Source organism: Streptococcus infantis (assembly GCF_047460875.1).
In the GTDB taxonomy this organism is placed as follows: Bacteria; Bacillota; Bacilli; order Lactobacillales; family Streptococcaceae; genus Streptococcus; species Streptococcus infantis_AA.
The window spans coordinates 16428-31313 of sequence record NZ_JASHFI010000003.1; the positions used below are offsets into that span (position 1 = coordinate 16428).

Sequence of the window (14886 nt, forward strand, 5' to 3'; positions counted from 1 at the left end):
TCTCATGATGCAAAAAGTTAGAAAAGCCGTTATCCCTGCTGCAGGACTTGGAACTCGCTTCCTTCCTGCTACCAAAGCCTTGGCTAAGGAAATGCTACCAATCGTAGATAAACCAACCATTCAATTTATCGTTGAAGAAGCTCTTAAGTCTGGAATCGAGGATATTCTTGTTGTCACAGGGAAGTCAAAACGCTCAATCGAAGACCATTTTGACTCAAACTTTGAGCTAGAATACAACCTCAAAGAAAAAGGAAAGAATGATCTCTTGAAACTTGTTGACGAAACGACTGGCATGCGCCTCCACTTCATCCGTCAAACTCACCCACGCGGACTCGGAGATGCCGTTTTGCAAGCCAAAGCCTTTGTTGGGAATGAACCTTTTGTAGTTATGCTTGGGGATGACCTCATGGATATCAATGATGACAAGGCTATCCCATTGACAAAACAGCTTATCAATGACTATGAAAAAACTCATGCTTCTACCATCGCTGTAATGCCTGTCCCACATGAAGAAGTCTCAGCCTATGGTGTCATCGCTCCTCAAGGAGAAGGCAAAGATGGACTTTACAGTGTTGAAACCTTCGTTGAAAAACCAGCACCTGAAGATGCACCAAGTGATCTAGCTATCATCGGTCGTTACCTTCTCACACCTGAAATTTTTGGTATCCTTGAAAAGCAAACACCTGGTGCCGGAAATGAAATCCAGCTCACAGATGCTATCGATACTCTCAACAAAACTCAACGAGTATTTGCTCGTGAGTTTAAAGGGTCACGTTACGACGTTGGAGATAAGTTTGGATTTATGAAGACTTCAATCGACTACGCACTTAGACATCCACAAGTCAAAGATGATCTTAAAGACTACTTGATTAACCTTGGAAAAGAACTCTCAGGAGAAAAATAATCGCTTTTGCAACACGAGGCTGGGACAAAAGTCCTAGCCTCTCAATTTTCTTTGGATTGTTGAGCAAGATGCAGTGGTCGAGTGGGCTCTACTACGCTGATTTCATCAGCTTTTACAGCCCTACTCAACTGTGCGGAGGTGGGACGACGAAATCGAATTCTAACGAATTACCGATTTCTGTCCCACTCTTTTTTCTATGCTTAAACACCAAGGTCTTACCCTTATATCAAGGCTCATTCTAAGCCTAATTGCTTGCAAGAGAAGCTTTTATGGTATAATAATAATAAAGAGTGAGGAATTCTATGAACAATCGATTAACAAGAATCAAACAAAAAGGACTGGCCTTCCTTCAGTCTCTAAAATCAACCATTTCAAAAAAAGATCCAGAGAAAAACAGTGGAAAATCTTCTAAGAAAAAGAAGAAAACTAAAACCAAACTGACTATTTGGACTATTTTTGCCAATATCTTGCTAGGAATCAAAGCAACTTTTAACACTCTTTTTATCCTCGCATTCATTGGTGGGCTCCTCGGATCAGGGGTTGTCTTGGGCTATGCTGTTTCTCTTTTTGATCAGGTAAGTGTTCCACAAACAGAGGATTTGCTCAAGCAAGTCAATAATATTTCATCCATCTCTGAGATTCGCTATGCAGATGGTTCCATGATCGGAGCTATCGAAAGCGACCTCCTTCGAACATCTGTTTCATCAGAGGATATTTCAGATAATCTGAAACAGGCTATCGTTGCGACTGAAGATGAACATTTTGCAGAACACAATGGTGTCGTTCCAAAAGCTGTTATTCGTGCCAGTCTAGGAAATTTTATCGGACTTGGTTCTTCCAGTGGAGGATCTACCCTAACACAGCAACTCATCAAGCAACAAGTCGTTGGTGATGCTCCTACACTAGCTCGTAAAGCAACTGAAATCGTGGATGCCCTGGCCTTAGAGAGAGAAATGAGTAAGGACGAAATCCTGACAACCTATCTCAACGTCGCTCCATTTGGTCGTAACAATAAAGGGCAAAATATCGCAGGCGCTCAGCAGGCCGCGACTGGAATTTTCGGAGTGGATGCTAGCAAACTGACCGTCCCTCAAGCAGCTTTTCTAGCAGGATTGCCACAAAGTCCTATCTCCTACTCACCTTATGAATCAACTGGTGAGATGAAGAGTGAGGAGGATATGCAACTAGGTATCAAGCGTTCCAAAGATGTTCTTTACAATATGTACCGAACAGGAGCCATCAGTCAAGAAGACTATGAAACCTATAAAGCCTATGACATTAAGCAGGATTTCCTGCCAGCAGAAAATGTTAACATTACTGCTAAAGGCTTCCTCTACTTCTCTGCCCTCGATGAAGCGACGAACCTCATGTATGATTACTTGGTACAAAAAGATAACGTCTCTGCACAAGAACTAAAGAACGAATCTATCCAAAAATCCTATCGTGAATTGGCCGAAAAAGAAATTCAAAACGGCGGCTATCGTATTACAACTACCATTGATAAAGCTATTCACACGGCCATGCAAAACGCCGTAGCAAATTATGGCTACTTACTAGATGATAGTTCAGGGCAACCTGAAGTTGGAAATGTCTTGATGGACAACCAAACGGGAGCAATCTTAGGCTTTGTCGGTGGACGAGATTATCTGACCAATCAAAACAACCATGCCTTTGATACCAAACGCTCTCCTGCCTCTACTACCAAGCCTCTCTTGGCTTATGGTATTGCTATTGACCAAGGGCTCATGGGAAGTGCTAGTGTCTTGTCAAACTATCCAACTAACTTCTCTAACGGAAATCCTATCATGTATGTCAATAGCCCTGGTACAGCCATGATGAACCTTAAAGAGGCTCTAAATTACTCTTGGAATATCCCAGCCTACTGGACCTATCAGCTACTTCTTCAAAAAGGGGTTGATGTTCGTTCCTACATGGAAAAGATGGGCTATGATATCCCTGAATACGGCATCGAAAGTCTACCTATGGGGGGAGGAATCGATGTCACTGTAGCTCAACATACAAATGGCTACCAAACCTTGGCTAACAATGGTGTTTACCATAAGAAATACATGATTTCAAAAATCGAGAAGACCAGTGGCGAAGTCATTTATGAACACAAGGATGAACCTGTTCAAGTCTACTCCAAGGCAACTGCAACGATTATGCAAAGTCTACTGAGAGATGTTATCTCATCCCGAGTGACCTCGACCTTCCAGAATGACCTTGCGTCCCTTAACTCTAGTCTCGCAAGGGCCGACTGGATCGGAAAAACTGGTACTACCAATGAAGACGGTGATATGTGGCTCATGATTTCAACTCCAAGACTGACCTTGGGAGGCTGGATTGGCCATGATGACAATAGCCCACTCGCCAAGGGTGCAGGTCACTATCGAAATGCTAACTACATGGCCCATCTGGTCAATGCCATCCATCAAGCTTCTCCTTCTGCTTGGGGTTCAGAGCGCTTTAGTCTTGATCCTAGTGTTACTTCATCTCAAGTCCTTAAATCAACTGGGCAAAAACCAGGTAAGGTTTCCATCAACGGAAAAGAGATTAATGTAACAGGAGAAATGGTGACTAGCTACTGGGCTAACCAAGCAGGTGCACCAACTACGACCTACCGTTTTGCGATTGGTGGAAGTGATTCAGACTATCAAAACGCTTGGTCTAGTATTTTGGGAAGTTTACCAAAAGCATCTACTTCCTCATCAAATAGCAATAATAACAACAATACTAACAATCGTAATAATAACAATAATAGTGCTACCAACAGTAATACTGGTAACAGTAGCTCTACACCAAATAACAGTAGTAATCCACCTGCTTCTAGCAGCCAACAGCAATAAATACTATATTGTTTGAGAGTGAGAAAAAATTTCTGAAAGAAATGATTTTTCTCCACTCTCTTTTTTCTTTTTTCATTTCATGGTACAATATGTACATGAATAAATATCAAAAGAATATATTTAAGGGAACTATCTATTCTCTCCTTTCTGGCTTAATTTGGGGAATCTGCGGAATTTTAGGAGAGTACTTTTTTGCCCACTATCAAGTATCATCAGGCTGGATTACCTCCATGCGTCTCCTCGTCGCAGGTAGTGTAGTACTCATCTTATCGAGCTTTCAACTCCGCTCCCAGCTCTTTGATATCTGGAAAAATTGGAAAAATTACCTTCCTTTTCTGGCCTATGCCATCTTAGGGATTTTCTCCGTTCAGTTTTTCTTCTATCTCTGTGTCGAGTACTCCAACGCAACCACTGCCACCATCCTCCAATTTATCAGCCCTATCTTTATCCTCCTTTACAATCGCATCATCTACAAGAAAAAAGCTTCAAAAAGTGCCATTTTTTATGTCTTGATTGCTATGATTGGAGTTTTTCTGATGGCTACAAAAGGAGATTTGTCTAAACTATCAATTACTCCCCTAGCTCTCATAACAGGACTCCTTAGCGCTCTGGGCCTCATGTTCAATGTTATATTACCCCAGCGTTTTGCTAAAAATTATGGGTTCGTGCCTACTGTTGGATGGGGGATGATTATTGCGGGGCTTTTTAGTAATGTTCTCTACCCCGTTTATGAGATTAGCTTCCAGCTTGATGCCATTAGTATCTTGATTTGTTTGACCATCGCCTTTTTGGGAACGGCTTTTGCCTTTTTCCTTTCCATGAAGGCTGTTTCCCTGGTCTCGCCCTTGGTAGTATCAGTCGTCAGCGCAAGCGAACCGCTATCCTCAGCGATCCTCAGTGTCCTTTTCCTTGGGATGGTCCTAGATGGTTTCTTGGTACTGGCCATGATTTTAATTATCGTTCCTATGATTTTTTTGTCAATTGAAGAATCAAAATCAAAGAATTAAACACCCTCTTTTGATACTTTAGGCTTCAATTTTGAAGCCTTTTTTGATAGAATAGTAAGCATTACAAAGAGTGAGGAGACCCCTATGACTGCTACAAAAATGAATGCACAAGAAATTATCCAATTTATCGCCAATGCTGAAAAAAAGACCAGGGTAAAAGTGACCTTTGAAGGACAACTTGCTGAAACTATCCCTACTTCTGTAACCAAGCTTGGAAATATTCTTTTTGGAGACTGGAAAGATATCGCTCCTCTTCTCGAAGGACTGACTGAAAACAAGGATTATGTTGTTGAGCAAGATGCCCGTAACTCAGCTGTACCTCTCCTTGACAAGCGTGACATCAATGCCCGTATCGAACCAGGTGCTATTATCCGTGACCAGGTTGAGATTGGCGACAACGCTGTTATCATGATGGGAGCTGTGATCAATATTGGTGCTGAAATCGGTGCTGGTACTATGATTGATATGGGAGCCATTCTGGGTGGACGTGCTATTGTCGGTAAAAATAGTCATGTAGGTGCCGGCGCTGTTCTTGCAGGTGTTATCGAACCAGCTAGTGCAGAGCCTGTCCGTGTCGGTGATAATGTACTCATCGGTGCTAACGCTGTGGTTATCGAAGGTGTTCAAATCGGTAGCGGTTCTGTTGTCGCTGCAGGTGCCATCGTCACTCAAGATGTTCCAGAAAATGTTGTGGTAGCTGGTGTTCCAGCTCGTGTTATCAAAGAAATCGATAGCCAAACTCAACAAAAAACAGCGCTAGAGGATGCGCTTCGTACCTTGTAATTAGTAACAGAGGCGGAAACTTTCCAGCCTCTTTATCGTATCAGTAGAAGGAAATTAGATATGTTAGATTTGATTCAAACTCGACGCGATCTTCACCAAATTCCTGAGCTTGGTTTAGAAGAATTCAAGACTCAAGCTTATTTACTAAATGTCATTGAGAAATTAACAGCTGGTAAGGATTTTGTTCAGATTCGTACTTGGCAAACAGGTATTCTAGTGTATTTACAGGGAAGTCAGCCAGAACGTACCATTGGTTGGCGGACAGATATCGACGGACTCCCAATCGTTGAACAAACAGGTCTTGCCTTTGCCTCTCAGCACCCAGACCGTATGCATGCTTGTGGACATGATTTTCACATGACCATTGCCCTAGGAAGTCTCGAACGTGCTCTAGAAAACCAACCTAAAAACAATCTCCTCTTTCTCTTCCAACCTGCCGAGGAAAACGAAGCAGGTGGCATGCTCATGTATGAAGATGGGGCCTTTGGCGACTGGTTGCCTGACCAATTTTACGCTCTTCACGTTCGTCCAGACTTAAAAGTTGGACAAATTGCGACCAATACCCATACACTCTTTGCAGGAACTTGCGAGGTCAAGATTCATTTTAAGGGAAAAGGTGGACACGCAGCCTTCCCTCATGAAACCAAAGATGCCTTGGTTGCTGCGAGCTATTTTGTAACTCAAGTCCAATCAGTCGTCAGCCGTAATGTTAATCCTATCGAGGGAGCGGTTGTAACTTTTGGTGTCTTTCAAGCCGGAACTGCCAATAATGTTATCACTGATAAGGCCTTTTTGCATGGAACCATTCGAGCTCTCACATATAGTATGAGCCTCTTAGTTCAAAAACGTGTCAAAGCCATCGCTGAAGGTGTCGCAGCTGCTTTTGATATGGATGTGGAAGTTGAACTCAAGCAGGGAGGTTACCTACCTGTCGAAAACAACCCTGAATTAGCTCGAGAATTGATGACCTTCTTTGATGAAAAAGAGGGAATTGAACTAATCGACATCGAACCTGCCATGACAGGAGAAGATTTTGGTTATCTTCTCTCCAAGGTTCCTGGTGTCATGTTCTGGCTTGGAATTGATAGTCCCTATGCTCTTCACCATCCACAGATGAGTCCTAAAGAAGAAGCTCTGGCAATTGGAGTCGAAGCTGTATCAAGCTTTTTAGCAAAGAAAGCTGCGGAGTAAACAATGAAAAAAGCCCTACGCAAGCAGGTCTTGCAAGAACTCAAATTTCTATCAGCCGAAGAAAAGGAAGTCATGGACGCTTGGTTGACTGAGCAACTACTCCTACATCCCTTCTACAAGGAAGCAAAAACCATCGCTACTTACCTGTCTTTTCCTCATGAATTTCAGACAGCTAGACTCATCGAACAAGCTCAAAAAGATGGGAAAACCATCCTCATTCCCAAAACCTATCCACAAGGGAAAATGGACTTTGTGCTCTATGAACCAGAGAAACTCGAAAGAAATTCTTTTGGACTTCTTGAACCTCAAGGAGACTTCACAATCCTTGAACCCTCTCAGATTGATTTGATTCATGTTCCTGGTTTGGCTTTCAATCCTTCTGCTTATCGGATTGGCTACGGTGGTGGTTATTATGATCGCTACTTAGAGCATTTCCCAGGCCACACCATCAGTACACTTTATCCTTGTCAGATTCAGGACTTCCAGCCTGATTCACATGATATTCCCGTTGAGGAGGTACTTATCTATGAAAAAGATTTTTGATCGTCGGTATCCTGTCACGAGCTTCTTTCTTCTCGTGACAAGCCTGGTTTTTATACTCATGTTTTTAACCAGTGGTTTTAACTACACAAGTGCAGCCACCTTGTATCAATTCGGAGCTGTGTATCCCCCTGCTATCAAGGCCATGCCTGAACAAGTCTGGCGCTTATTCTCGGCAACCTTTGTCCATATTGGCTTGGAGCACTTTTTAGTCAATATGCTATCCCTCTACTTCTTAGGACGTCAGATGGAACAAATCTTTGGCTCCAAACAGTTTTTCTTTATCTACCTTCTATCAGGTATGATGGGAAATCTCTTTGTCCTAGTTTTTAGTCCCAATGCCATTACTGCAGGTGCTTCAACTGCCCTCTACGGTATGTTCGCTTCTATTGTCGTCCTTCGGTATGCTTCACGCAATCCCTACCTCCAACAACTTGGTCAATCCTATCTCTCCCTCTTAGTCATCAACCTAGTAGGTAGTGTCTTAATCCCTGGGATCAGCCTTGCTGGACATGTCGGGGGAGCTGTCGGCGGTGCTTTACTGGCTATCGTCTTCCCAGTTCGAGGAGAACGAAAAATTTACAGCCCAGGCCAACGTGGTCTTGCAACCCTAGCTTTTATTGCTTTATCAGCTCTACTACTTTTTATCGGACTATTATAAGAACAAGAAAAACCATTGGAAAAACTCGAAAAGAATTGAGGTCCAATGGTTTTTTCATATCATTTGTTAGACTGCAAAGTTCTTAAAACCCATTATTTTCGCTGAGTTCTTTGAACCAGTGGCCTGATTTTTTTAGGCGTCGTTCTTGCGTTTCAAGGTCAAGCTCGACTAAACCATAACGGTTTTTATAGCTATTGAGCCATGACCAGCAATCGATAAAGGTCCAGATCAAGTAGCCTTTACAGTTGGCACCATCTTCAATGGCACGATGAAGTTCACGAAGGTGACCTTTGACAAAGTCAATACGGTAATCATCCTGAATCATACCATTCTCACGGAATTTATCCTCACCTTCAACGCCCATCCCATTCTCTGTCAACATCCACTCGATATTGCCATAGTTTTCCTTGATATTTTGAGCAATATGATAGATCCCTTGCTCGTAGATTTCCCAACCGCGGTGGGGATTAATCTTACGACCAGGCATGACATAAGGTTCATAAAAATGTTCTGGCAAGAGCGGACTATCAGGGTGCTTAGCAAAACGTGGCGCCATGACACGTAAAGGTTGGTAGTAATTGACTCCCAGAAAGTCGACTGTATGTTGGCGAATGAGTTCCAATTCTTCAGCCGTGTACTCTGGTAACAAGTCATGCTCAGCTAAAATTGCCACTAATTCTTCTGGATAAGTTCCCAAGACAGATGGATCTAGGAAAGATTGAGCCTGGAATAGATCAGCAATGCGTGCAGCTTTGACATCCGCAGGATGCTGACTACGTGGATAAGCTGGAGTCAAGTTGAGGACAATTCCAATCTTAGAACCAGGTAAGACTTCATGACAAGCCTTAACTGCCAGAGTGCTGGCTAGTTGGGTATGATAGGCAACCTTTACTGCTGCTTTGGCATCTACCTTATGAGGATAATGGGCATCATAGAAATAGCCAAACTCTACAGGAACGATAGGCTCATTGAAGGTAATCCATTGGTCCACAAGGTCGCCATAAGTCTCAAAACAGAAACGAGCATAGTCTTCATAAGCCTTAATCGTCGCCTTATTTTCCCAACCATCACCATCTTCTTGAAGGGCAAAAGGCAGATCAAAATGATAGAGATTGACTAAGAGACGGATTCCCTTGGCCTTAATCGCTTCAAAGACCTGGCGATAGAAAGCCACACCCTGAGAATTGACTTCTCCACGTCCTTGTGGGAAAATACGAGACCACTGGATAGAAGTTCGAAAGGCTGTGTGACCTGTTTCTAACAATAATTCGATATCCTTTTCCCAGTTTTCATAGAAGGTCGACGTTTTGTCTGGTCCAATACCATTGTAGTAACGGTTTGGTTCTACTTGAAACCAATAATCCCAGAGATTATCTCCCTTGCCGTCACCAGGCACTCGTCCTTCTGTCTGTGGTCCAGATGTTGAGGAACCCCAGACAAAATTCTTTGGAAATTTTAGCATAGCTCTACCTCTTTATTTACTCTTTTTATCTTTATTTTATCTCATTATAGAGAAAAAACAAGGCAAAAACTAGTTACATTTTTGTCTTGTTTTTCTTCTGATTATAGATTTTATTTGTTTGTTAGGATTTCAAGAGTTTCAAGCAAGTTATCAGCGTGAACTTCGATAGTATCTCCTGTCGCCTTGATCTTGACTTCTACGATACCATCAGCTGCTTTCTTCCCAACAGTGATACGGATTGGAAGACCAATCAAGTCGCTATCGCTGAATTTAACACCGACACGTTCGTTACGGTCATCCGTCAAGACTTCGTAGCCTTTATTTACCAAAGCTTCTTCGATACGATTTGTCAATGTAAGACTTCCTTCATCCTTAACATTAACCGGAATCAAGTGCACATCAAATGGTGCCAATTCTTTAGGGAAGTTGATTCCCCAAGCGTAACGATATTCGCCTTTTGGAGTTTTGTTGACAAAGAGGCGAGCGTGTTGTTCCATGACTGCTGAAAGGAGACGGCTGACACCGATACCATAACATCCCATGATAATTGGAATCGCACGACCATTTTCATCCAAGACATCTGCTCCCATACTTGCTGAGTAACGAGTCCCAAGTTTAAAAATGTGACCAATCTCGATACCACGTGCAAAGTTGAGAACACCTTGTCCGTCAGGAGAGATTTCACCCTCACGAACTTCACGGATATCGACATACTCGGCAGTGAAATCACGGCCTGGGTTGACACCAGTCAAGTGGTAACCATCTTCGTTGGCACCAGCAACAGCATTGCGACTATCTTGCACCTTACGGTCTGCGATAATCTTGACATTTTCTGGAAGATTGACTGGCCCAAGTGAACCAAAGTCCGCTCCTAACAATTCTTTCACTTCCATCTCAGTTGCAGGTTCCAAGAAATCTGCTCCAAGGTAGTTTTTCAATTTGACTTCATTGAGTTGGTCATTGCCAACGAGTAGGGCAACAACTGGCTCCTCGTCTGCTATATAAACCAAGGTCTTGATTGTTTGCTCTTCAGAGACATTCAAGAAAGCAGCAACTTCATCAATCGATTTGACACCTGGTGTTTCCACGCGAGCCACTTCATCTTCAGTCACAACACGATTGCTTGGTTTGTAGGCGTTGGTTGCCATTTCCAAGTTGGCTGCATAACTTGATTCACTTGAGTAGGCAATGGTATCTTCACCAGAAACCATCCATTTGAGCAATTCTGCCTTGATTTCTTCTTGCACTTGATCAGGGATTTCATCAAACGATGCAACAGACTTATCTAAAACTACCCAACGGTCAAGGTCTGTACGAGCAGGTGTGATGGCCATAAATTCTTGACTATCCTTACCACCCATAGCTCCACCGTCACCGATGATGGCTTTGAAGTCCAAGCCACTACGAGTGAAGATACGCTCGTAAGCTGCCTTGTACTCATCATAAGTAAGATCCAAACTATCGTAGTTAGCGTGGAAGCTGTAGCCGTCTTTCATGATGAACTCACGGGTCCGAAGAAGTCCATTACGTGGACGTTTTTCATCACGATACTTAGGCTGGATTTGGTAGAGGTTCAGCGGCAATTGCTTGTAAGACTTGACAGAATCACGGACAATCGCTGTAAACGTTTCTTCGTGAGTTGGACCTAAGATAAAGTCTGACTTCTCACGATTTTTCAATTTGTACAAGTCTTCACCGTAGGTTTCATAACGGCCAGATTCACGCCAAAGGTCAGCACTGAGAAGGGCTGGAGCCAACATTTCAACAGCGCCCATCTTGTCAAACTCTTGACGCATGATATTCTTGGCTTTTTCGATTACACGGTTAGCAAGTGGCAGGTAAGAATAGACACCTGCTGATACTTGACGAACATAACCAGCACGCAACATAAGGGCGTGGCTGATAACTTGAGCATCGCTTGGCATTTCGCGAAGCGTTGGAATAAGCATTTTACTTTGTTTCATATTTTTCCTCTAATTCTTAAAAGAAGGTTCGCATGATGTCGTTCCAAGTCACAGCGAGCATCAAGACGACCATAATGACAACTCCGACCAGAGTGACATAGGTTTCAATTTCTTGTTTTAGTGGTTTGCGACGGATAGCTTCTAGGATGTTGAGCACGATTTTTCCACCATCCAGCGCCGGGATCGGAATTAAGTTGAAGATCCCGATATTGATGGAAATCATAGCCAAGAAGAACAAGACATTTTCAAGACCATTCTTAGCAGCATCGCTACTTGCCTTAAAGATAGCAACGGGGCCACCTAATTTATTCAAATCAGGTTGGAAGATCAAGCTTTTCAAAGCATTGAGAATGCGCAAGGCTGAATCAGCTGCACTTGTAAATCCGCCCATAAACATGGACCAGATATCTGATTTGAGTCTTGGCTGAACACCCAGAATATAACGACCTTGACTTTCTTCAGGTGCCACACTCACTTGTTTTTCAGTTCCACTCTCAGCAATAGTCACATCCAAAACAGGCGCTGTTTTGTCCTTGGTTTCTGCATCGACCGCCTGAATCAAATCTGCCCAATTTAAAATCTCGTAACTTCCGACCTTAGTGATTTGGGCCGTATTTTCAACACCAACCTTAGCCAAAGCGCTATCTGGAATAATATTGAAGTTATTCGTTTGCGTATCACGAACACCGCCTTGCATGAAAATCAAGATCCAAAAGACGATAACTCCTAGGATAAAATTATTCATAGGACCAGCAAAGTTGGTGATCATTTTACCCCAGACAGTCGCATTTTGATATTGGACATCTAAGGGAGCAATACGAACTTCCGTTCCATCAGCTTCCACAATGGTCGCATCATGATCAACTGAGAAGGTCTTCTCTTCTTCCAAGACCAAGCCTCTAATAAAGAGTTTGTCCTCAAAATCAAACTGAGTGACCTGCATAGGCAGAGCTGTCTGGTCAACCTTTTTACCAGAGAGATTGATACGCTTGACCTTGCCATCCGCTGCTAGTGTTAAGCTCGCGGGAGTTCCAGTCTTGATTTCTGTCGTATCTTCACTCCAACCTGCCATCCGAACGTACCCACCAAGTGGCAGGAGACGAATGGTATAGGCGGTCCCATCTTTTCCGATATGAGCAAAGATCTTGGGGCCCATCCCGATGGCAAACTCACGAACCAAAATCCCAGACTTTTTAGCAAAGTAAAAATGCCCAAACTCGTGTACAACCACGATAATTCCAAAGACCAGGATAAATGTTAGTAATCCTATCATTTAATTTCTGTTCACCTTTCCTTAAAATAAGCCAAAGAGGTGCATAATAGGGAAAACTACTAGCATACAGTCAAAACGATCCAGTACCCCACCATGACCAGGGATAAATTTGCCTGAGTCTTTGACTCCAAAATGACGCTTCATAGCACTTTCGATTAAATCACCCAACTGACCTGCTAGACTAAAGAAGATAGCAAAAACCAGCATTTTGTAAAGCCCATATGGTAAAGCAACGGTACTATCGACTAGCATAAAGATGAGAGTCGCTAGCATAGCAGCCAAGATCCCCCCTATAGCACCTTCTATGGTCTTGTTAGGCGATACTCTCGGAGCAAGCTTTCTCTTGCCAAGCTTCATCCCCACCAGATAGGCACCGCTATCTGTTGCCCAAACCAAACAAAGTCCCAAAAGGGCCCTATCCAAGCCTGCAATTCGAGCATCAACCAAGGCATTAAAGCCGAAGCCAACATAGAAACTCATGGCAATCGGAAAAACAGCATCCTCAATGGTGTAGTTCTTGCTGAAGACTGTCGCTCCTAGCATGATGAGGATCACAACTCCATAGGCTACAACATTCCCATCTACAGGTAAAAACTTCCAGTAGTTTTCCAATGGCACGGTCAGAGCAAAGGTCGCTAGTAAAGTCAAGAGACCTTCAGGCGTCATGGTATTTAACCCTTTCATGCGAAGCAACTCATGCACTCCCAACATAGCCACAAGTCCCATAGCAATCTGTAACCATAGACCACCGAGGATCAAGATTGGTATAAAGATAGCCAAGGCCAAGATAGCAAAGAGAGTTCTCTTTTGTAAATCCTTTATCATAATAACTCCTATACTCCTCCAAAGCGACGGTTGCGGCGATTATACTCAACGATAGCCTCTTTCAAGGCTTCCTCATCAAAGTCAGGCCACAAAACATCCGTGAAATAGAGCTCGCTATAAGCAGCCTGCCATGGCAAGAAATTACTCAAACGAAGTTCACCGCTGGTCCGAATAATCAAGTCAGGATCACGCAAGACTTTTGGCAAATGTCCCGTAAAGAGATATTCCCCAATCAACTCCTCGGTGATATCACCAGGATTGATCTTAGCATCTAAAACATCCTGTGCAATCAACTTGACCGCTTGTGTAATCTCAGCTCGTCCACCATAATTAAGGGCAAAATTGAGAATCAATCCTGTATTTAACTTAGTCAGTTCTTCTGCCTTTTTCAAGGCATCAAAAGTCTGCTTCGGCAAACGATCAGTCTCCCCAATCATTTGAATCTTCATGTTCTTCTGATGCAATTCAGGAACAAACTTATCATAAAATTCAACAGGTAAGTTCATGATAAATTTGACTTCCTGATCTGGACGGGTCCAGTTTTCAGTCGAGAAGGCATAGACCGTCAAGGCTTTGACTCCCATATCACTAGCAGCAATGGCTACCGTTCTCAAAGCATCCATCCCAGCCTTATGGCCAAAGACACGCGGTTGCATCCGTTTTTTAGCCCAACGACCATTACCATCCATGATAACACCGATGTGGGCTGGCACCATTTCTGGCGTTTCTGTCACTTTATCTTTTTTTAAAAATCCAAACATGATTGTATTCCTATTCAAAAATCTATCGTTTTATTATACCATATTTTTCACTTTTCTTCTATCATCTTCTCTTATTCTAAGGCGGAATTCGCCATATTTCTAAGATTACAAGCCTTGCATTTCCCAAAGAAAGTTGATACAATAAACGTATAAAGATTAAATCCTTGTTCAGTTACAGGGATTTTTTATTGAAAGGATTTTATCATGTCAAAGACACTCCAACGTAAAAAACAATTGAGAAACAGCCTACGTCGCTCAGGCGCATTTTCAAACACTGTAAACAAGGTTGTCGAAGAAACAAAAAAAGTTGTAAAACATGCTGAAAAAGCAGCAAGCGAGGCTGGAAAAGCTGTCTCTAAGCAAGTAGAAAAAGCTGTAGAAGCAACTAAAGAGCAAGCCCAAAAGGTTACAACTTCTGTTGAAGATTTCGCAGCTAACTTAGGCGGACTTCCACTTGACCGTGCTAAAACTTTCTACGATGAAGGGATCAAATCTGCTGCTGACTTCAAAAACTGGACAGAAAAAGAACTCCTTGCCTTGAAAGGAATTGGTCCAGCTACCATCAAGAAATTAAAAGAAAACGGCATTAAGTTCAAGTAATCTTTCCTGTCCCTTGCATTTCCGTGAAAAACTTGTTAAAATATAGCCATTAGAGGTGTTTTGAGTCCC

Annotated in this window: 13 protein-coding genes; 8 read left to right on the forward strand and 5 right to left on the reverse strand. The window is 42.8% G+C overall.

What is annotated here, in order from left to right:
* The first annotated feature begins 7 nt into the window (after window positions 1-7).
* The 7 genes from galU (at window position 8) to QM887_RS03505 (ending at window position 7932) form a co-directional block, all read left to right on the forward strand.
* The gene (gene galU, locus QM887_RS03475) at window positions 8-904 is read left to right on the forward strand and encodes a UTP--glucose-1-phosphate uridylyltransferase GalU (RefSeq protein WP_180364503.1); all 897 of its coding nucleotides are present in this window, start codon (window positions 8-10) and stop codon (window positions 902-904) included.
* 302 nt (window positions 905-1206) lie between these two features.
* Window positions 1207-3750 (forward strand): penicillin-binding protein PBP1B, encoded by a 2544-nt coding sequence (pbp1b, locus tag QM887_RS03480; protein WP_075229585.1) that lies wholly within the window; start codon window positions 1207-1209, stop codon window positions 3748-3750.
* A gap of 95 nt (window positions 3751-3845) precedes the next feature.
* On the forward strand, window positions 3846-4757 hold the full coding sequence (locus QM887_RS03485; RefSeq protein ID WP_414270520.1) for a DMT family transporter: 912 nt from the start codon (window positions 3846-3848) through the stop codon (window positions 4755-4757).
* A gap of 84 nt (window positions 4758-4841) precedes the next feature.
* Window positions 4842-5540, forward strand: coding sequence for a 2,3,4,5-tetrahydropyridine-2,6-dicarboxylate N-acetyltransferase (dapD, locus tag QM887_RS03490; protein ID WP_414270521.1), 699 nt, complete (start codon window positions 4842-4844; stop codon window positions 5538-5540).
* A gap of 60 nt (window positions 5541-5600) precedes the next feature.
* A complete protein-coding gene (locus QM887_RS03495; RefSeq protein ID WP_414270522.1) occupies window positions 5601-6731 on the forward strand; it encodes an N-acetyldiaminopimelate deacetylase in 1131 nt (376 codons plus the stop codon).
* A 3-nt stretch (window positions 6732-6734) separates the two neighbouring features.
* The gene (locus QM887_RS03500; RefSeq protein WP_414270523.1) at window positions 6735-7274 is read left to right on the forward strand and encodes a 5-formyltetrahydrofolate cyclo-ligase; all 540 of its coding nucleotides are present in this window, start codon (window positions 6735-6737) and stop codon (window positions 7272-7274) included.
* A complete protein-coding gene (locus QM887_RS03505; RefSeq protein WP_414270524.1) occupies window positions 7258-7932 on the forward strand; it encodes a rhomboid family intramembrane serine protease in 675 nt (224 codons plus the stop codon). Before QM887_RS03500 ends, QM887_RS03505 begins: the two co-directional genes overlap by 17 nt.
* An 82-nt stretch (window positions 7933-8014) precedes the next feature.
* Here the strand turns inward: QM887_RS03505 and QM887_RS03510 are convergent, their stop codons facing one another.
* From QM887_RS03510 to QM887_RS03530, 5 genes are all read right to left on the reverse strand, one after another.
* Window positions 8015-9394 (reverse strand): glycoside hydrolase family 1 protein, encoded by a 1380-nt coding sequence (locus tag QM887_RS03510; RefSeq protein WP_414270525.1) that lies wholly within the window; start codon window positions 9392-9394, stop codon window positions 8015-8017.
* Between the two features lie 110 nt (window positions 9395-9504).
* Complete coding sequence (locus tag QM887_RS03515) at window positions 9505-11358, reverse strand: proline--tRNA ligase (protein ID WP_414270526.1); 1854 nt, start codon at window positions 11356-11358, stop codon at window positions 9505-9507.
* 16 nt (window positions 11359-11374) lie between these two features.
* Complete coding sequence (gene rseP / locus QM887_RS03520) at window positions 11375-12631, reverse strand: RIP metalloprotease RseP (RefSeq protein ID WP_414270527.1); 1257 nt, start codon at window positions 12629-12631, stop codon at window positions 11375-11377.
* 21 nt (window positions 12632-12652) lie between these two features.
* Window positions 12653-13456, reverse strand: coding sequence for a phosphatidate cytidylyltransferase (locus tag QM887_RS03525; RefSeq protein ID WP_414270529.1), 804 nt, complete (start codon window positions 13454-13456; stop codon window positions 12653-12655).
* Between the two features lie 8 nt (window positions 13457-13464).
* Entirely contained in the window at window positions 13465-14217 is a 753-nt protein-coding gene (locus QM887_RS03530; RefSeq protein WP_414270530.1) for an isoprenyl transferase, read from the reverse strand.
* 204 nt (window positions 14218-14421) lie between these two features.
* Here QM887_RS03530 and QM887_RS03535 point away from each other — a divergent pair, with 204 nt between their 5' ends.
* Complete coding sequence (locus QM887_RS03535; RefSeq protein WP_414270532.1) at window positions 14422-14817, forward strand: helicase; 396 nt, start codon at window positions 14422-14424, stop codon at window positions 14815-14817.
* Window positions 14818-14886: the final 69 nt, after the last annotated feature.